Genomic DNA, 18,901 nt, shown 5'->3' on the forward strand with positions numbered 1-18,901 from the left:
GTATTCATCTTAATCGTTGATCCAGCAGCCCACTAAGTTAGCGGCACAAAAAAAAGCTGGCAAGCACCATTTTGCCTGCCAGCTTCGCTTTTTAACGGTTTATGCCGCTAATCACTATTTTGCGGTCGCAACCTGCATGCCGTAAGGCGCATTTTCCAGTGCCAGGTTGAGCACTTCTTCAATACGCTTCACCGGATGAATCTCCAGATCGGCAATCACGTTCTGTGGAATATCTTCCAGATCGCGCTTGTTTTCGTCCGGGATCAGCACGGTTTTGATGCCGCCACGGTGTGCCGCGAGCAACTTCTCTTTCAGGCCACCAATCGGCAGAACCAAGCCACGCAGGGTGATTTCACCGGTCATTGCCACATCAGAACGCACCGGGTTACCGGTTAAGCATGACACCAGCGCGGTGCACATGGCGATACCGGCGCTCGGACCATCTTTCGGCGTCGCACCTTCGGGTACGTGCACGTGGATGTCGCGTTTCTCGTAGAAATCACCGTTGATGCCCAGTTTCTCTGCACGCGCGCGCACCACAGTCAGCGCCGCCTGAATCGATTCCTGCATCACTTCGCCCAGCGAACCGGTATACGTCAGCTTACCTTTGCCTGGCACGCAGGCGGTTTCGATGGTCAGCAGATCGCCGCCCACTTCCGTCCACGCCAGACCGGTCACCTGACCAACACGGCTTTCGCTCTCTGCGCGACCATAATCAAAGCGCTGCACGCCAAGGAAATCCTTGAGGTTATCGCCATTGATCACGATGTGCTTTTTCGATTTATCCATCAGCAGCGTTTTAACTGCTTTACGGCACAGCTTGGAGAGTTCGCGTTCCAAACTACGCACGCCCGCTTCACGGGTGTAGTAGCGGATGATGCCAACAATCGCGCTGTCATCGACGGTGATCTCTTTTTCTTTCAGTGCATTACGTTCAATCTGCTTCGGCAGCAAATGTTGCTTCGCGATGTTAAGCTTTTCATCTTCGGTGTAACCGGAGAGACGAATCACTTCCATACGGTCAAGCAACGGCGCCGGGATGTTCATGGAGTTTGAAGTCGCCACAAACATAACGTCAGAGAGATCGTAATCCACTTCCAGATAGTGATCGTTAAACGCGATGTTCTGCTCTGGATCCAGTACCTCAAGCAGCGCTGAAGCCGGATCGCCACGCATGTCAGAAGACATTTTGTCGATCTCATCCAGCAGGAACAGCGGGTTTTTGACGCCCACTTTCGCCATTTTCTGGATCAACTTGCCTGGCATGGAACCGATGTAGGTACGACGATGTCCGCGGATTTCTGCTTCATCACGCACGCCACCCAGCGCCATACGCACGTATTTACGTCCGGTGGCCTTAGCAATCGATTGACCCAGCGAGGTTTTACCCACGCCTGGCGGTCCAACGAGGCAAAGAATTGGGCCTTTGATTTTGCTCACGCGACTCTGCACCGCAAGATACTCAAGGATGCGGTCTTTGACGCGTTCCAGACCGTAATGGTCGATATCCAGCGTTTCCTGCGCTTTACGCAGGTCTTTTTTCACCTTGCTGCGCGCCACCCACGGAACCTGAACCATCCAGTCGATGTAGCCACGCACCACGGTCGCTTCTGCAGACATCGGCGACATCATCTTCAGCTTCTGCAATTCAGCTTCAGCTTTTTCACGCGCTTCGGTCGGCATTTTGGCCGCTTCAATCTTACGTTTCAGCGCCTCGTACTCATCCGGCGCGTCATCCATTTCGCCCAGCTCTTTCTGAATGGCTTTCATTTGCTCATTCAGATAGTACTCACGCTGGCTTTTCTCCATCTGCTTTTTAACGCGGTTGCGAATACGCTTCTCAACCTGCAGCAGATCGATTTCTGATTCCATCATCGCCATCAGATATTCCAGACGTTCGTTGACGTCGGACATCTCCAGCACGGACTGTTTATCAGCCAGTTTCAGCGGCATATGCGCTGCGACGGTATCGGCCAGGCGGGCCGCATCGTCGATGCTGTTGAGGGAGGTTAAGACCTCAGGTGGGATTTTTTTATTGAGCTTGATGTAGCCTTCAAACTGGTTGATGGCCGTGCGTACCAGCACTTCCTGCTCGCGCTCTTCAATTTCTGGCGAGACAAGGTATTCGGCCTGGGCAACGAAATGGTCGCCATTATCAGCCAGCGTGGTGATGTGCGCGCGTTGTAAACCTTCAACCAGCACTTTTACCGTGCCGTCTGGAAGTTTCAGCATCTGCAATACAGAAGCGACGGTCCCTACTGAGAAGAGATCGTTAATGCCAGGTTCATCCGTTGAAGCCTCTTTCTGTGCAACCAGCATGATCTTTTTATCATGATCCATCGCGGCTTCGAGGCACCGAATCGATTTTTCCCGACCAACAAACAACGGAATTACCATGTGCGGATAAACCACCACGTCGCGCAACGGCAACACGGGGATTTCAATGCGTTCAGAACGCTCAGGATTCATAGAGCTCTCTCTTAGTTTAATGTCCGCCAGGTGATGGGTACCGCGCAATAGAGGTTTTGCAGTTAAACCCACAGGATATTGAGTATATGGGGATGCTTGTACGACATTCAATGTCACTGGCGAGAGAAAAACAAAAGGGGAAAGATTTTTCCCCTTTTTTAAGATAACAACGTGGTGCGATTGTTTATTTATTCACCAGAAGCCTGGGCTTCATGCTTTCCATAAATCAACATCGGTTCGGATTGACCTTCAATCACTGATTCATCAATCACTACTTTTTCAACGTCATCCATTGAAGGAAGGTCGTACATGGTTTCAAGTAACGCACCTTCAACGATAGAACGCAGACCACGCGCACCGGTTTTACGTGACATCGCTTTTTTAGCGATCGCCGTTAAGGCTTCGTCGCGGAATTCCAGTTCTACACCTTCCAGATTGAACAGCGCCTGATACTGTTTGGTCAGCGCGTTCTTCGGCTCACGCAGAATCTGAATCAGCGCTTCTTCACTCAGTTCGCTCAGCGTTGCCACAACCGGCAGACGACCAATGAACTCAGGAATCAGGCCAAACTTGATCAGATCTTCTGGCTCAACCTGCGACAGCAATTCGCCTTCGCTCGCCTTCTGGGATTTGCCCTTCACGGTTGCGCCGAAGCCGATGCCGGATCCGGTTTCAACACGCTGGGAAATCACCTTATCGAGACCGGCGAATGCGCCACCACAGATGAACAGAATCTTGGAGGTATCAACCTGCAAGAACTCCTGCTGTGGATGTTTGCGTCCGCCCTGCGGCGGTACGGCAGCCACGGTGCCTTCAATCAATTTCAACAGCGCTTGCTGTACGCCTTCGCCCGATACGTCACGAGTGATCGACGGGTTGTCAGACTTACGAGAAATCTTGTCGATTTCATCGATGTAGACAATGCCGCGCTGCGCTTTCTGCACGTCGTAATCGCACTTCTGCAGCAGCTTCTGGATGATGTTTTCAACGTCTTCACCCACGTAACCCGCTTCGGTCAGCGTGGTGGCATCCGCCATGGTGAATGGCACATCCAGCAAGCGCGCCAGCGTTTCTGCCAACAGTGTTTTACCGCTACCGGTTGGACCGATCAGCAAAATGTTACTTTTGCCCAGTTCAATGCCGTTGCTGGTATCGCCATTACGCAAGCGTTTGTAGTGGTTATATACCGCTACTGCCAACACTTTCTTCGCCCTTTCCTGACCAATAACATAATCATCAAGGTGATGGCGGATTTCATGCGGCGTCGGCAGTGAGCTACGCTCGCGATGCGGCGCAACTTCCTTAATCTCTTCACGAATGATGTCGTTGCAAAGATCAACGCACTCATCGCAAATGTACACTGACGGCCCGGCAATTAGCTTACGGACTTCATGCTGGCTTTTGCCGCAGAAAGAGCAGTACAGCAACTTACCTGAACCGTCTTTGCGCTTATCTGTCATCAGCTAACCTCTTTTCTTTCTCAGACCAAATTTGTTGTACGGCGCTGGCCGTACATCAACGGCCGATATGCATTCAACCCATCTGCCTGCTCCCCGTTAACTATAGCGTAAGGGGCAGACAGATGTGTCTTATTGGCGATGCGTCAGGATTGAGTCAACCAAACCATACTCAACCGCTTCGCTCGCAGAGAGGAAACGATCGCGCTCGGTGTCGCGTTCAATCTCTTCCAGCGATTTGCCGGTGTGCTCAGCCATCAACTCATTCATGCGCTGCTTCACTTTCAGAATTTCGCGCGCATGGATTTCGATATCCGTCGCCTGGCCCTGATAGCCGCCCAACGGCTGATGAATCATCACACGTGAATTAGGCAGGCAGAAGCGTTTGCCTTTGGTGCCTGCGGTCAGCAGGAACGCACCCATTGAACAAGCCTGACCCATACAGATGGTGCTGACATCGGGCTTGATAAACTTCATTGTGTCATAAATCGACATCCCAGCAGTAATCACGCCGCCTGGCGAGTTAATGTAGAGGTAAATGTCTTTTTCAGGATTCTCAGCTTCCAGAAACAGCATCTGCGCCACGATCAGGTTAGCCATATGATCTTCAACCTGACCGGTCAGGAAGATCACACGCTCTTTGAGCAGGCGAGAGTAGATGTCGTAAGAACGCTCGCCGCGCGAGGTTTGTTCGACCACCATTGGCACCAGCGCCATGTGCGGTGCAGTAAATTCACGATCGCCACTGTATGACATTACCGTCTCCTGATAAATTTCATTGGCAACATTCTGTACCGATTTTACGTAAGCCGAGGCGCAAACACTACGTGCCACGGTCTCAAACCGAAATAACAACCCGGTTAATCAGTCAGTCTCACTGTTTTCATGCATTCTCCCTGTATCTGGGGATGCTGCCCAGTTGTTTCAAGCATAACAACCTTTTGCCCATTCGCTAACACGGAAAAAGAGCTTAGCGGATAATTTGCCGATTAATTAAGCAAATAGAGGACAAATCAGTGTACTTAACGCCAGAAACGAAAAAGCCCGCGACTTTTCAGTCACGGGCTTAGCACTAACGGTTAACGAATGAATCAGGCCGCAGAGGTCTGGTTCATCAGTTCCTGGAAGTTAGTGGCTTTATCGGTCACTTTGGCTTTCGCCAGTACCGCTTCAACCGCTTGCTCTTCCAGAGCCACGTTGCGCATGTTGTTCATCAGCTCGCTGTTCTTGCTGTAGAACTCGATCACTTCCTGCGGATCTTCGTACGCAGAAGCCATCTCTTCGATCAGCGTCTTAACGCGATCTTCGTCAGCCTGCAGTTCGTTGATGCGAATCACTTCGCCCAACAGCAGACCTACAACTACGCGACGTTTAGCCTGCTCTTCGAACAGTTCACGTGGCAGTTCCAGCGCTTGCTTCTCGTTGCCACCAAAACGCTGTGCAGCCTGACGACGCAGAACGTCGATTTCGCTGTCGATCAGCGCAACCGGAACGTCGATGTCGTTGGCGTTAACCAGACCGTCGATTGCCTGAGTCTTCACGCGGTTACGGATAGCACCTTTCAGCTCGCGATCCATGTTCTTACGCACTTCTGCACGCAGACCGGCAACTGAACCATCTTCCACGCCAAAGCGCTTGATGAACTCTTCAGTCAGCTCTGGCAGTTCGCGGGTTTCAACTTTCTTCAGCACGATTTCGAACTTCGCATCTTTCCCTTTCAGGTTTTCTGCGTGGTAATCGTCTGGGAATTTCACGTCGATAGTGAAGGTTTCGCCGGCTTTATGGCCAACAACGCCCTCTTCGAAGCCAGGGATCATACGACCCTGGCCCATTGCCAGCACGAAGTCAGAGGCTTTGCCGCCTTCAAACTCTTCGCCGTCAACAGAACCGCTGAAGTCGATGGTAGCGCGATCTTCAGCTGTCGCAGCTGCATCGCTCTCTTTCCAGGTCGCCTGCTGCTTCTGCAGGGTTTCCAGCATGGTATCAACGTCAGCGTCAGTCACTTCTACTACTGGCTTCTCGACTTCGATTGCGTCCAGGCCTTTCAGCTCAACTTCTGGATACACTTCGAACTCAACCGCGTAGGTGAAGTCTTCGCCTTCTTTATATTCGCCCGGCACATAGTTTGGTGCGCCAGCCGGATTGATTTTCTCTTTGATGATGGCGTCAACGAAGTTGCGCGTCATCAGCTCGCCCAGCACGTCCTGGCGAACAGAAGCACCGTAGCGCTGAGAAATGATGTGTGCCGGCACTTTGCCTTTACGGAAACCGTCGATACGGACTTTCTTAGCCACTTCCACCAGTTCTTTCTTCACTGCGCTTTCGATGCTGTCAGCTGCAACAGTAATCGAAATGCGACGGCCCAGACCCTGAGTGGTTTCTACTGAAACTGTCATCTTGTTACCTCAAAAAATCACGTGCTCGGTCAACTTCAGACACCACACATAAATGCGCCGTATCCAACAACCGGGACGGCCTCTGCAGGCAGAACCTAATCCCTGTCACCAGAAGCGTCCCGAAGACATTCCGGAAAAATAGACGCAGCATTATAGCGGCATCGCTGGAATGAGTCGAGGCTGCAAACTCACCACTTTTTAGCGGTTTTGCTGCTTTTTTGCGCCGTAGATCGCGTTTGAGTGTAATAAATGAAAAGAAAACGGCCCGCAGGCCGTTTTTGAGGATGAGGTAGAGGGGAATTCAGGCAAGCGTGCCAGCACCGCGACAATTCGGTGAGGCCAAAACCGTATCCTGCAATCCATCCCACTCTTTTTGCGTGTAAGTATGCAGTGCCAGCGCGTGTACGCTGCCCGCTAATTCGGTTGCCAGTTCGCCATAAATAGCGCGATGACGTTGCAGAAAGCGCTGACCGGTAAATCGATCGCTGACAATCACCACTTTAAAGTGACTTTCAGAACCGGCGGGCACGTTATGACGGTAGCTTTCATCATGCACTTCAAGATGTGCAGGTTCGAAAGCGTTACGCAACTTTTCTTCTATTTGTTCGCGAATCATGATTAACACTCCTTTCCGGCGAGCGCTGTGCCCATCTGTTTAAATATTAGTAGGTTTTTTACCGCTTCCGCAGCTTGGCCGTAAATAAATCCGCCAGCGCTGCGCATAGTAACCTGCTTATCTTGCAGGTCAACCGGCTGGCGTTTCATCCTGTCCGAAAAAAGCCTTTACAATCAATTTCCATTGGCCCGGGGCTTTTTTCACCGCTGCGCAATGCTATGATGGCCGCAGTTTTGCAAATCAACCCATATGCTAACGAGAATGAGTATGTTGAAAAAACTGTTATTCCCTCTGCTGGCTGCTTTTATTTTGGCCGGCTGTGCCAGCAACAACACTACGTTGGATATTCAACCGAAGATCCAACTGCCGCAGCAAGATCCAAGCCTGATGGGCGTCACCATCAGCGTTAACGGTGCCGATCAACGTTCCGATCAGGCGCTGGCCAAAGTGAACCGCGATGGTCAGTTGATCACGCTGACACCATCCCGCGATCTGCGCTTCCTGCTGCAGGAAGTGTTAGAGAAGCAGATGACGTCGCGCGGCTACATGATTGGCCCAAGCGGTGCCGTTGATCTGCAGATCGTAGTAAATGGTCTGTATGCGGATGTGACACAAGGCAACGTGCGCTACAGCATTACCACCAAGGCGGATATCTCCATCATCGCTACCGCGAAAAACGGTAACAAGCAGGTGAAAAACTATCGCCAGACTTACAGCGTAGAAGGCGCGTTTACCGCCACCAACGCGAAGATCACCAATGCGGTTAACTCAACGCTGAGTGACGTGATTGCTGATATGGCGCAGGACACCAGCGTTCACAACTTCATCAAGCAGAACGCCCGCTAATTTCCGCAGTAATTTGCCCGGCGACGCTTCGCCGGGCTTCATTTCAGGTTGGCTATGACATCTCACTATCTGCGTATTTTTACCCAACGTAATGCGGCGGTATTGCTGCTACTGGGTTTTGCCTCAGGCTTACCGCTGGCGTTAACCGCCGGGACGTTACAGGCGTGGATGACGGTAGAGAATGTTGACCTGAAAACCATCGGTTTCTTCTCCCTTGTCGGCCAGGCTTACGTGTTTAAGTTCCTGTGGTCGCCGATGATGGATCGCTATACGCCACCGTTTCTCGGTCGCCGTCGCGGCTGGCTGCTGGTCACGCAGCTGGCGCTGATTGGCGGCATTATCGCCATGGGCTTTATGCAGCCTTCGCGTGACTTAACGCTGCTGGCTGCGCTGGCGGTGCTGGTTGCCTTCTGTTCGGCCTCGCAGGATATCGTGTTTGATGCCTGGAAAACCGATGTGCTGCCGCCGGAAGAGCGCGGCAGCGGCGCGGCGATCACCGTGCTGGGTTATCGTCTGGCGATGTTGATTTCGGGCGGCCTGGCGCTGTGGTTAGCGGATCGCTATCTCGGCTGGCAAGCCACTTACTGGCTGATGGCGCTGCTGATGGTGCCGGGCCTGATCGCCACTTTGTTGGCGAAAGAGCCGGAAATGCCGGCGCGCGAACCGCATTCGCTTCGCCAGGCCGTGACATTCCCGCTAAAAGACTTTTTCCAGCGTAATAACGCCTGGCTGCTGATCACGCTGATTATCCTTTATAAGCTTGGCGATGCCTTTGCCGCCTCGCTCACCACCACTTTCCTGATTCGCGGCGTCGGTTTTAGTGCTGGCGATGTCGGTCTGGTGAACAAAACGCTTGGCCTGCTGGCCACCATCATCGGCGCGCTGTACGGCGGTGTGCTGATGCAGCGCCTGAGTTTGTTCCGCGCCCTGATGATTTTCGGCGTGCTGCAAGCGGTGTCGAACTTTGCTTACTGGTTGCTGGCGGTGACGCCACCGCACTTATGGAGCATGGCGAGCGCGGTGTTTATTGAAAACCTGTGCGGTGGCATGGGCACCGCGGCCTTTGTCGCGTTGTTGATGACGCTGTGCAACAAATCCTTCTCGGCGACGCAGTTCGCACTGCTTTCTGCCCTCTCCGCCGTGGGCCGTGTTTACGTTGGTCCCGCCGCCGGTTGGCTAGTAGAACTATGGGGCTGGCCGACCTTCTATGCCTTCACCGTGTTTGCTGGCGTGCCGGGATTGCTGCTGTTGTGGCTGTGTCGCGGTACCTTGCACAGCATGCAGCAAAGCGGGGAGTTTGTGATGCGCAGCTTGTGGCCGCAAGGTTACCGCTGGACAGTGCGTCTGTTCAGCATCGGCTGTGGCTTGCTGGCATTGTGGCTGCTGGCATTAGCACTCAATGCTAGCGGAGTTGTGCAGATTAATGCGCTGCTCACGCCGATGTTTGAAGCCGGAATGGCATTTGCGCTGTTAGCTGTCGCACTCGGGGTTATTTTGGATAGTTTGGCATTAAAAAAAGCGGCGCGAGAGAATCTGGGTTAAGTAAGCCAATTTTCGTGACGAAATAATCGGCTAAAAACATTAGTCGCCGATTTTACCAATAGCATTTTTTTTAAAGCGAGTTAGAAACATTAAATTAACAACTGCTGGCGAATATTTAAATCCGGTGCGCAATTACTTTGTATAAAAGACATCGCTGAAATGATGCAGAAATGTTAAATAAATGAGTATTAAGAGTACGGTTTATACTTTCCCTGATTTTTCTGCGGTTTCTACCATTGGTTTTTGTTATATTGATGCCAACTGCTTGTCGCAGTTAATAATTTGTCACCCTGCGTAACATCTGTGACACCCTTAGCAAAAGGTGTCAACAGCCTTCTGACACATCCTTAAGCTGGTTTACACTGCATAAACCTTCCCGTAAAATGCGCGCACACTTAAACGACAATAGAGCCCTTTGTCATTGAGGTCGTTAAATGAGACTCAGTAAATACAATAAAAGTTTGGGGATTTTGTCATTAATTGCAGGCGCTGTATTACTCAGTGGCTGCGATAGTGCGTTGTTAAATCCCAAAGGACAGATTGCACTGGAGCAACGTTCGTTGATTCTGACAGCTTTCGGCTTGATGATGATCGTCGTTATCCCGGCAGTCTTCATGGCAGTATTCTTTGCCTGGAAATATCGGGCAACCAATACTAACGCAACATATAGCCCTAACTGGTCACACTCGAACAAAGTGGAAGCCGTGGTCTGGACCATTCCGATCCTGATCATTATCTTCCTCGGCGTTTTGACCTGGAAATCAACCCACGCGCTGGAGCCGAGCAAACCGCTGGTTTCTGACGTTAAACCGGTTGAGATCGACGTAGTGGCACTGGACTGGAAATGGCTGTTCATTTACCCGGAACAGGGTATTGCAACCGTTAACCAGATTGCCTTCCCGGCAAACACTCCGGTGAACTTCAAGATCACCTCCAACTCCGTGATGAACTCCTTCTTTATTCCTACTCTCGGCAGCCAGATTTACGCGATGGCCGGTATGCAGACCAAACTGCATCTGATCGCCAACGAGCCAGGAACATTTGACGGTATCTCTGCGAACTTCAGTGGTCGTGGTTTCTCTGGCATGAAGTTCAAAGCCATTGCAACTAAAGACGATGCGGAATTCCAGCAGTGGGTTGCCAAAGTTAAAGCGGCACCTAACGCGCTGAACACCATGGATGATTTCGAGAAACTGGCTACGCCAAGCGAAAATCACCCGGTGGAATATTTCTCTACGACGAATCCTGAACTGTTCAAGCAAGTTATTGATAAGTTCAAGATGAGCCACGGGAAGATGGACATGCCAGAGCATAAAGGCATGGACATGAGTCACGCCGCTTCCGCGGGAGCCGAGGAATAATACGATGTTCGGAAAATTAACACTGGATGCAGTGCCATACCACGAACCCATTATCGTGGTTACGGTCGCCGCTATCATCTTAGGTGGTCTGGCACTGGTTGCTGCGATTACCTATTTTGGTAAGTGGCAGTACCTGTGGTCAGAATGGTTCACCTCCATCGACCACAAAAAACTGGGTATCATGTACATCATCATGGCTTTCGTCATGTTGCTGCGCGGCTTTGCCGATGCGGTAATGATGCGTACCCAACAAGTGATGGCTTCCGCTGGGGAAGCCGGCATACTTCCGCCGCACCACTACGACCAGATCTTCACCGCTCACGGCGTGATCATGATCTTCTTCGTGGCGATGCCATTCGTGGTAGGTCTGATGAACATCGCGGTACCGCTGCAAATCGGTGCACGTGACGTTGCCTTCCCGTTCCTGAACAACCTGAGCTTCTGGTTTACCGCGATCGGTGTGATCCTGGTGAACATCTCTCTGGGTGTGGGCGAGTTCGCACAGACCGGCTGGTTGGCTTATCCGCCGCTTTCGGGTGCGGAGTACAGTCCTGGCGTCGGGGTCGATTACTGGATCTGGAGTCTCCAGCTGTCCGGTATCGGTACGACACTGACCGGTATCAACTTCTTCGTTACCATTCTGAAGATGCGTGCACCGGGCATGGACCTGTTCAAAATGCCGGTATTCACCTGGGCATCACTGTGTACTAACGTCCTGATCATCGCTGCGTTCCCGGTACTGACCGTTACGCTGGCACTGTTGACGCTTGACCGTTACCTTGGCTTCCATTTCTTCACCAATGAAATGGGCGGTAACATGATGATGTACGTCAACCTGATTTGGGTCTGGGGTCACCCGGAAGTGTACATCCTGGTTCTGCCGGTGTTTGGTGTCTTCGCTGAAGTCACTGCTACCTTCTCTAAAAAGCGTCTGTTCGGTTACACCTCTCTGGTGTGGGCGACCATCGCGATTACCGTCTTGTCGTTCATCGTTTGGCTGCACCACTTCTTCACCATGGGTGCGGGCGCGAACGTAAACGCCTTCTTCGGTATCATGACGATGATCATCGCTATCCCGACCGGCGTGAAAATCTTCAACTGGCTGTTCACCATGTATCAGGGTCGCGTTGAGTTCCACTCAGCGATGCTGTGGACCATCGGCTTCCTGGTTACCTTCTCGATTGGTGGTATGACAGGTGTTCTGTTGGCGGTTCCGGGTGCGGACTTCATTCTGCACAACAGCCTGTTCCTGATCGCGCACTTCCATAACGTGATTATCGGTGGTGTGGTGTTCGGTTGTATGGCTGGCGTGACCTACTGGTTCCCGAAAGCATTCGGCTTCACGCTGAATGAAAAATGGGGCATCCGCGCGTTCTGGTTCTGGATCATCGGCTTCTTCGTGGCATTCATGCCGCTGTATGCGCTGGGCTTCATGGGTATGACGCGTCGTATCAGCCAGGACATCGATCCTCAGTTCCACTCACTGCTGGTCGTTGCAGCAGGCGGTGCGGCGCTGATCGCTTGCGGTATCCTGTGCCAGATTACCCAGTTCTACGTTTCTGTGCGTGACCGCGACCAGAACCGTGACCTGACCGGTGACCCGTGGGGTGGACGTACGCTGGAGTGGGCAACCTCTTCACCGCCGCCGTTCTACAACTTTGCTGTTATCCCTCATATCCACGAGCGCGATGCGTTCTGGGAAATGAAAGAGAAAGGCGAAGCGTACAAGCAGCCAGAAAAATATGAAGAAATTCATATGCCGAAAAACAGCGGCGCAGCCATTGTTATCGCGGCCCTGATGACTGTCTTCGGTTTCGCTATGATCTGGCACATTTGGTGGCTGGCTGGCCTTACCTTCCTGGGCACTATCGTGACCTGGATTGTGAAGAGCTTCGATGAAGACGTGGATTACTACGTACCGGTTGCCGAAGTCGAGCAGATCGAGAAGAAGCACTTTGACGAAATCAGCAAAGCAGGTCTGAAATAATGTCAACTGAAACTGCAAAACACCACCACGACGCCCATGCGGAGCATGGGCATCACGATGCAGGAGCCAATAAAGTCTTTGGCTTCTGGATCTACCTGATGAGTGACTGCATTATCTTCGCAACCCTGTTTGCGACCTATGCAGTAATGGTCAATAACACTGCCGGTGGCCCGGCAGGTAAAGACATCTTCGAACTGCCGTTCGTCCTGGTCGAAACCGCGCTGCTGCTGCTCAGCTCCATTACCTATGGTATGGCAGTGATTGCGATGAACAACCAGAACAAGGGCTCGGTCATCAGCTGGTTAGCGTTGACCTTCCTGTTCGGTGCTGGCTTTATCGGCATGGAAATCTATGAATTCCATCACCTGATCAAAGAAGGCTTCGGTCCTGATCGCAGCGGCTTCCTGTCAGCGTTCTTCACGCTGGTCGGCACGCACGGTCTGCACGTGACCTCTGGCCTGATCTGGATGGCAGTGATGATGTTCCAGATTTCTAAACGTGGTCTGACTGCAACCAACCGCACCCGTATCATGTGCCTCAGCTTGTTCTGGCACTTCCTGGATGTGGTTTGGATCTGCGTATTCACCGTTGTCTACCTGATGGGAGCCATGTAATGAGTCATTCTGTTAACGAACATGGCGCTTCGCACGGTAGCGTGAAGTCTTACATGATCGGCTTCGTCCTCTCTATCATCCTGACCGGTATTCCGTTCTGGATGGTAATGGATGGCGGCGCTTCACACGGCACTATTCTGGGTGTGGTTCTGGTGTGTGCGGTAGTTCAGGTGCTGGTTCACCTCGTCTACTTCCTGCACTTAGACAGCAAATCAGAAGGTGGCTGGAACATGGTGGCCATCGTCTTCTCAGCACTCATTATCTTGATTGTTGTTGTAGGCTCACTGTGGATTATGTGGAACCTCAACTACAACATGATGGCCCACTAAAGAGTCGCGTAATGATTAAGCAATACCTGCAAGTAACAAAACCAGGAATTATTTTCGGCAATTTAATTTCTGTGATCGGTGGATTCCTGCTGGCTTCGAAAGGCAGCATTGATTACACCCTGTTTCTCGCCTCGCTGGTTGGCGTATCGCTGGTTGTCGCATCAGGTTGTGTTTTCAACAACGTGATTGACCGCGATATCGATATCAAAATGGAGAGAACGCGGAACCGTGTTCTGGTCAAAGGCCTGATCTCGGCGAAAGTAAGCCTGGTTTATGCAACCGCATTGGGTATTGCTGGCTTTGCGTTGCTGTATTTCGGCGCTAACCCGCTGGCCATGTGGCTGGCGGTGATGGGCTTCGTGGTTTACGTAGGCGTTTACAGCCTCTATATGAAGCGTAACTCTGTCTACGGCACACTGATTGGTAGTCTCTCTGGCGCTGCGCCGCCTGTGATTGGCTACTGCGCAGTGACCAACCAGTTTGATGCTGGCGCGTTGATTTTACTGGCTATCTTTAGCCTGTGGCAGATGCCGCACTCCTATGCGATTGCCATCTTCCGCTTTAAAGATTACCAGGCTGCCAACATTCCGGTTCTGCCGGTGGTGAAAGGCATCTCAGTGGCAAAAAATCATATTACGCTATATATCCTGGCGTTCATGATTGCCACGCTGATGCTGACCCTTGGCGGTTACGCGGGCTACAAATATCTGGTGGTGGCTGCGGCCGTTAGCGTGTGGTGGCTCGGCATGGCACTTTCTGGTTACAAAACCTCAAACGACAAAGTTTGGGCGCGTAAACTGTTTGTGTTCTCGATTGTCGCTATCACCGCCCTGAGCGTGATGATGTCGGTTGATTTCATGACGCCAGCGTCGAAAGATTTGCTGACTTACGTCTGGTAATTCAGCTCCGCAAAACCAGAAAGGGCGCGAATTTCGCGCCCTTTCTTTTTGTTACCACTGCTTAAGAACAAATGTTTTACCCGCCCTGCCCTGCTGCCTAGAATGGGCGCAGTATAATTTTGAGGTAAACATGAACGACAATAAAATGACGCCAGTAGAGCTTCGCGCTACATGGGGTTTAGGTACCGTTTTTTCCCTGCGCATGCTGGGAATGTTTATGGTCTTGCCGGTACTCACCACGTACGGCATGGCGTTACAGGGCGCCAGTGAAACACTGATTGGTCTCGCAATCGGTATCTATGGTTTGGCACAAGCCATCTTCCAGATTCCATTTGGTCTGCTCTCCGATCGCGTCGGCCGTAAGCCACTGATCGTCGGCGGACTGCTGCTGTTCGTTTTCGGCAGTGTTATTGCTGCCACCTCCGACACCATTTGGGGCGTGATTTTAGGCCGCGCATTACAAGGTTCCGGCGCGATCGCCGCTGCGGTAATGGCGTTGCTGTCGGACTTAACCCGTGAACAGAACCGCACCAAAGCGATGGCGTTTATCGGCATCAGCTTTGGCGTTACCTTTGCCATTGCCATGGTAGTTGGCCCGATTGTCACCCACGCGCTCGGCTTGCATGCGCTGTTCTGGATGATCGCTATCCTCGCGACGCTTGGCATCGTCATCACCTTATTAGTGGTACCGAATGCGCCGAACCACGTATTGAACCGCGAATCTGGCATGGTGAAAGGCAGCATCCGTGCGGTGCTGACCAATCCAAAACTATTAAAACTGAATATCGGCATTCTCTGCCTGCACATTCTGTTGATGTCGAGCTTCGTGGCGCTGCCGGGACAGTTTGAGCAAGCCGGTTTACCGGCGGCAGAACACTGGAAAGTTTATCTGGTGACGATGCTGGTGGCGTTTGTCGCCGTAGTGCCTTTCATTATCTATGCCGAAGTGAAGCGCCGCATGAAGCGCGTGTTCGTTGGCTGCGTGGCGATCATCATCATCGCGGAAATCGTACTATGGGGCGCGGCAGGCCACTTCTGGACGCTGGTGATTGGCGTGCAGCTGTTCTTCCTCGCCTTCAACCTGATGGAAGCGATTCTGCCATCGCTGATCAGTAAAGAGTCGCCGCCGGGCTATAAAGGCACCGCGATGGGCATCTACTCCACCAGCCAGTTCATTGGCGTGGCGATTGGCGGCAGCATGGGCGGATGGATCTATGGTCATGTAGATGCACAAACCGTATTCCTGGTCGGCGCGATTGTCGCTGCTGCCTGGCTGTTTGTGGCAATGTCGATGCAGGAACCACCGTACGTCAGCAGCCTGCGCATTATGCTCAGTGATGCGGTGCTGGCGGTGCCGAATCTTGAGAAACGATTAAAAGCGCAGCCCGGCGTGGCGTCGGTGTTTATCGTGCCGGAAGAGAAAAGTGCCTACATCAAAATCGACAGTAAAGTGACGAGCCGCGTCGAACTTGAAGCGCTGCTCGCCAGCTGTTAAATGACAAGCCCGACCACTGCGTCGGGCTTTTTGTTACAGCGACATATCCACCACAATACGCCCTTCAATCTTGCCAGCGTGCATACGCGCGAAGATATCGTTGATGTTAGTCAGCGGTTCAACCGCCACGGTGGCTTTCACCTTGTGACGACCGGCGAAATCCAGAGCTTCCTGCAGATCTTTGCGCGTACCCACGATGGAACCGCGCACCGTGATGCCATCCAGCACCATATTGAAGATCGACAGATCGAATTTGCCCGGCGGCAAGCCGTTCAGCACCATGGTGCCGCCACGACGCAGCGTACCAATCGCCTGTTCGAACGCTTTCGGGGAAACTGCCGTCACCAGCACACCATGCGCGCCGCCGAAACTCTCCTGGAACACTTTGGCCGGATCGACATTTTTCGCATTCGCTACCACGCTGGCACCGAGACGTTTAGCAAACTCAAGCTTCTCATCATCGATATCCACCGCCGCCACGTTCAGGCCCATCGCCACGGCGTACTGCACCGCCATATGCCCTAAACCACCAATACCCGAAATCACCACCCAATCGCCAGGTTTAGTGTCGGTCATTTTCAACCCTTTATACACGGTGACGCCCGCACAGAGGATCGGCGCGATTTCGTTGTAGTCGACGTTATCCGGGATGATGCCGACATAGTTGGCATCGGCGAGGCAATATTCCGCGAAGCTGCCATTCACTGAGTAACCGGCATTTTGCTGCGATAAACACAGCGTTTCCCAGCTATCCAGACAATGTTCACAGTGGCCGCACGCCGAATAGAGCCACGGTACGCCAACGCGATCGCCCATTTTCAGGTGCTTAACGCCCTCGCCCAGCGCCACAACCTGGCCCACACCTTCATGGCCCGGAATAAACGGCGGATTAGGTTTTATCGGCCAGTCGCCTTCGGCTGCGTGGAGATCGGTATGGCACACGCCGGTAGCCGCGATTTTCACCAAAATCTGCCCCGGCCCGACCTGCGGCACCGGCACCTGCTCAATCACTAACGGTTCACCAAAAGACTTCACAACAGCGGCTTTCATGGTGGTTTTGATTTGCATATTCATCTTTCACTCTCCATTTGATCGGATGCGGACTTAGAACAGGCCCAAAGGCGCGGTGCCATAGCTGACCAGCAGATTTTTGGTTTGTTGATAGGCGCTGAGCGCCATCTTGTGCGTCTCACGGCCAACACCCGATTGCTTATAGCCGCCGAATGCCGCGTGAGCGGGATAGATGTGATAGCAGTTGGTCCAGACGCGACCGGCTTTTATGCCGCGTCCCATGCGATAAGCCAGATTGGTATCGCGCGTCCACACGCCCGCGCCAAGGCCAAACTGGGTTTCATTGGCGATGGCGAGGGCTTCTGCTTCATCCTTAAAAGTAGTGACACCAATCACCGGTCCAAAAATTTCCTCCTGGAAACAGCGCATCTGGTTAGTTCCTTTGATTAAGGTCGGCTGAATGTAGAATCCGTCATTCAGTTCTGCGGCCACGCTAGCGCGATCGCCACCGGTGAGAATCTGACCGCCTTCGTCGCGAGCGATGTTGATATATGACAGGATTTTGTCGAATTGCTGGCGCGAAGCCTGCGCGCCAATCATGGTGTCGGTATCGAGCGGATCGCCACGACGAATGTTGGCCACCTTCGCCATCACGCGATCCATAAAGGGTTGATAGATCGATTCGTGAATCAAAGCGCGTGACGGACAGGTACAGACTTCGCCCTGATTAAAGAAGCCGAGCACTAACCCTTCCACCGCTTTCTCAATAAACTCATCCTCGCCGTCCATTACATCGGCGAAGTAGATATTCGGCGACTTGCCGCCCAGCTCAACGGTACAAGGAATGATGTTTTCAGCGGCGCAGGTCATGATGTGACGACCCACCGGCGTTGAACCGGTAAAGGCGATTTTGGCGATGCGTTTACTGGTCGCCAGCGCTTCACCCGCTTCACGGCCAAAGCCCTGCACCACATTCAACACGCCAGCCGGGAACAGATCGCCAATCACCTCCATCAGCAGCGTAATGCCCAGCGGCGTCTGTTCCGCCGGTTTCAGCACCACACAGTTCCCCGCCGCCAGCGCCGGCGCCAATTTCCACGCCGCCATTAACAACGGGAAGTTCCACGGAATGATCTGCCCAACCACGCCGAGCGGCTCATGGAAGTGATACGCAACAGTGGTTTCATCGATCTCCGCAGTGCTGCCCTCTTGCGCCCGCAGGCAACCGGCGAAATAACGGAAGTGATCCACCGCCAGCGGCAGATCGGCATTCAGGGTTTCGCGGATCGGTTTCCCGTTATCCCAACTCTCCGCCACCGCCAGTTTTTCAAGATTGGCCTCGATACGATCCGCCACCTGCAGCAGGATGTTGGCGCGATGCTGCACGCTGGTTTTTCCCCAGGCATCGGCCGCCTGATGCGCCGCGTCCAGCGCTAAATCGATATCGCGCGCATCCGAACGCGGGAACTGCGCGATATCGCTGCCATTCACTGGCGAGGTGTTGGTGAAGTATTGGCCGCTGAGCGGCTCGACGAATTTGCCCGCAATGTAGTTGCCGTAAGTCGCCTGAAATGAAACCAAAGCGCCGGGCGTGCCGGGATGTGCATAACGCATCGCAAACTCCTTTATGTAGGGTCAGATAATCTGAAGGCTCAGTCGCCATTCAGAGAACGTGCTGTCAAAGGAGCTATTGCAGCGGGCGTGCCAGCTTTTTTCATCAGCTGATCATTTGAAAAAATATAAATTTAATCATTAAGTTATAAACCCACACACGGCTTGATTTGCAGATGTTGTGCAGAAAAGTTCACCATCTGTGTTGCGTATCGCAACAGTACAGAAACCGACCCGCTACAATGCTGCAACACTTTCGCTTGGGCAT

15 protein-coding genes are annotated in these 18,901 nt (G+C 52.6%); 8 read left to right on the plus strand and 7 right to left on the minus strand.

The genetic code is table 11. The annotated features are described in order from the left end of the window. Positions 1–114 precede the first annotated feature (114 nt). From lon to bolA, 5 genes are all read right to left on the minus strand, one after another. The gene (lon, locus tag FHW71_RS10040; protein WP_008103930.1) at positions 115–2,469 is read right to left on the minus strand and encodes an endopeptidase La; all 2,355 of its coding nucleotides are present in this window, start codon (positions 2,467–2,469) and stop codon (positions 115–117) included. A 188-nt stretch (positions 2,470–2,657) separates the two neighbouring features. Then, entirely contained in the window at positions 2,658–3,929 is a 1,272-nt protein-coding gene (clpX, locus tag FHW71_RS10045) for an ATP-dependent protease ATP-binding subunit ClpX (protein ID WP_008103932.1), read from the minus strand. Positions 3,930–4,058: 129 nt separating this feature from the next. Further along, positions 4,059–4,682, minus strand: coding sequence for an ATP-dependent Clp endopeptidase proteolytic subunit ClpP (gene clpP / locus FHW71_RS10050; RefSeq protein ID WP_008103933.1), 624 nt, complete (start codon positions 4,680–4,682; stop codon positions 4,059–4,061). Between the two features lie 335 nt (positions 4,683–5,017). Continuing rightward, positions 5,018–6,322 (minus strand): trigger factor, encoded by a 1,305-nt coding sequence (gene tig / locus FHW71_RS10055; RefSeq protein ID WP_008103935.1) that lies wholly within the window; start codon positions 6,320–6,322, stop codon positions 5,018–5,020. Positions 6,323–6,623: 301 nt separating this feature from the next. Continuing rightward, complete coding sequence (gene bolA, locus FHW71_RS10060) at positions 6,624–6,938, minus strand: transcriptional regulator BolA (protein ID WP_008103937.1); 315 nt, start codon at positions 6,936–6,938, stop codon at positions 6,624–6,626. Positions 6,939–7,205: 267 nt separating this feature from the next. Here bolA and FHW71_RS10065 point away from each other — a divergent pair, with 267 nt between their 5' ends. From FHW71_RS10065 to FHW71_RS10100, 8 genes are all read left to right on the plus strand, one after another. After that, positions 7,206–7,784, plus strand: coding sequence for a lipoprotein (locus tag FHW71_RS10065; RefSeq protein WP_007886975.1), 579 nt, complete (start codon positions 7,206–7,208; stop codon positions 7,782–7,784). A 54-nt stretch (positions 7,785–7,838) separates the two neighbouring features. Then, on the plus strand, positions 7,839–9,326 hold the full coding sequence (ampG, locus tag FHW71_RS10070) for a muropeptide MFS transporter AmpG (RefSeq protein ID WP_179451709.1): 1,488 nt from the start codon (positions 7,839–7,841) through the stop codon (positions 9,324–9,326). A 434-nt stretch (positions 9,327–9,760) separates the two neighbouring features. Next, the gene (gene cyoA / locus FHW71_RS10075) at positions 9,761–10,687 is read left to right on the plus strand and encodes a cytochrome o ubiquinol oxidase subunit II (RefSeq protein ID WP_008103941.1); all 927 of its coding nucleotides are present in this window, start codon (positions 9,761–9,763) and stop codon (positions 10,685–10,687) included. Positions 10,688–10,691: 4 nt separating this feature from the next. Further along, entirely contained in the window at positions 10,692–12,674 is a 1,983-nt protein-coding gene (cyoB, locus tag FHW71_RS10080) for a cytochrome o ubiquinol oxidase subunit I (RefSeq protein WP_008103943.1), read from the plus strand. After that, on the plus strand, positions 12,674–13,288 hold the full coding sequence (locus FHW71_RS10085; protein WP_007886985.1) for a cytochrome o ubiquinol oxidase subunit III: 615 nt from the start codon (positions 12,674–12,676) through the stop codon (positions 13,286–13,288). Before cyoB ends, FHW71_RS10085 begins: the two co-directional genes overlap by 1 nt. Beyond that, complete coding sequence (locus FHW71_RS10090) at positions 13,288–13,617, plus strand: cytochrome o ubiquinol oxidase subunit IV (protein ID WP_007886986.1); 330 nt, start codon at positions 13,288–13,290, stop codon at positions 13,615–13,617. The genes FHW71_RS10085 and FHW71_RS10090 overlap by 1 nt, the downstream gene beginning before the upstream one ends. An 11-nt stretch (positions 13,618–13,628) precedes the next feature. Then, positions 13,629–14,516 (plus strand): heme o synthase, encoded by an 888-nt coding sequence (gene cyoE, locus FHW71_RS10095; RefSeq protein WP_008103945.1) that lies wholly within the window; start codon positions 13,629–13,631, stop codon positions 14,514–14,516. 130 nt (positions 14,517–14,646) lie between these two features. Continuing rightward, a complete protein-coding gene (locus tag FHW71_RS10100) occupies positions 14,647–16,011 on the plus strand; it encodes an MFS transporter (protein ID WP_008103947.1) in 1,365 nt (454 codons plus the stop codon). Positions 16,012–16,044: 33 nt separating this feature from the next. Here the strand turns inward: FHW71_RS10100 and adhP are convergent, their stop codons facing one another. Beyond that, positions 16,045–17,085 (minus strand): alcohol dehydrogenase AdhP, encoded by a 1,041-nt coding sequence (adhP, locus tag FHW71_RS10105; protein ID WP_061717460.1) that lies wholly within the window; start codon positions 17,083–17,085, stop codon positions 16,045–16,047. Positions 17,086–17,115: 30 nt separating this feature from the next. Continuing rightward, positions 17,116–18,636 (minus strand): aldehyde dehydrogenase family protein, encoded by a 1,521-nt coding sequence (locus tag FHW71_RS10110; protein ID WP_179451710.1) that lies wholly within the window; start codon positions 18,634–18,636, stop codon positions 17,116–17,118. Positions 18,637–18,901: the final 265 nt, after the last annotated feature.

Origin of the sequence: Enterobacter sp. Sphag1F (assembly GCF_014193275.1) — a bacterium.
Classification (GTDB): domain Bacteria; phylum Pseudomonadota; class Gammaproteobacteria; order Enterobacterales; family Enterobacteriaceae; genus Pantoea; species Pantoea symbiotica.

Excerpts from the sequence above, each read along its gene's own strand:
- lon (WP_008103930.1), bottom strand. The coding sequence starts at position 2,469 with ATGAATCCTGAGCGTTCTGAACGCATTGAAATCCCCGTGTTGCCGTTG.
- clpX (WP_008103932.1), bottom strand. The coding sequence starts at position 3,929 with ATGACAGATAAGCGCAAAGACGGTTCAGGTAAGTTGCTGTACTGCTCT.
- clpP (WP_008103933.1), bottom strand. The coding sequence starts at position 4,682 with ATGTCATACAGTGGCGATCGTGAATTTACTGCACCGCACATGGCGCTG.
- tig (WP_008103935.1), bottom strand. The coding sequence starts at position 6,322 with ATGACAGTTTCAGTAGAAACCACTCAGGGTCTGGGCCGTCGCATTTCG.
- bolA (WP_008103937.1), bottom strand. The coding sequence starts at position 6,938 with ATGATTCGCGAACAAATAGAAGAAAAGTTGCGTAACGCTTTCGAACCT.
- FHW71_RS10065 (WP_007886975.1), top strand. The coding sequence starts at position 7,206 with ATGTTGAAAAAACTGTTATTCCCTCTGCTGGCTGCTTTTATTTTGGCC.
- ampG (WP_179451709.1), top strand. The coding sequence starts at position 7,839 with ATGACATCTCACTATCTGCGTATTTTTACCCAACGTAATGCGGCGGTA.
- cyoA (WP_008103941.1), top strand. The coding sequence starts at position 9,761 with ATGAGACTCAGTAAATACAATAAAAGTTTGGGGATTTTGTCATTAATT.
- cyoB (WP_008103943.1), top strand. The coding sequence starts at position 10,692 with ATGTTCGGAAAATTAACACTGGATGCAGTGCCATACCACGAACCCATT.
- FHW71_RS10085 (WP_007886985.1), top strand. The coding sequence starts at position 12,674 with ATGTCAACTGAAACTGCAAAACACCACCACGACGCCCATGCGGAGCAT.
- FHW71_RS10090 (WP_007886986.1), top strand. The coding sequence starts at position 13,288 with ATGAGTCATTCTGTTAACGAACATGGCGCTTCGCACGGTAGCGTGAAG.
- cyoE (WP_008103945.1), top strand. The coding sequence starts at position 13,629 with ATGATTAAGCAATACCTGCAAGTAACAAAACCAGGAATTATTTTCGGC.
- FHW71_RS10100 (WP_008103947.1), top strand. The coding sequence starts at position 14,647 with ATGAACGACAATAAAATGACGCCAGTAGAGCTTCGCGCTACATGGGGT.
- adhP (WP_061717460.1), bottom strand. The coding sequence starts at position 17,085 with ATGAATATGCAAATCAAAACCACCATGAAAGCCGCTGTTGTGAAGTCT.
- FHW71_RS10110 (WP_179451710.1), bottom strand. The coding sequence starts at position 18,636 with ATGCGTTATGCACATCCCGGCACGCCCGGCGCTTTGGTTTCATTTCAG.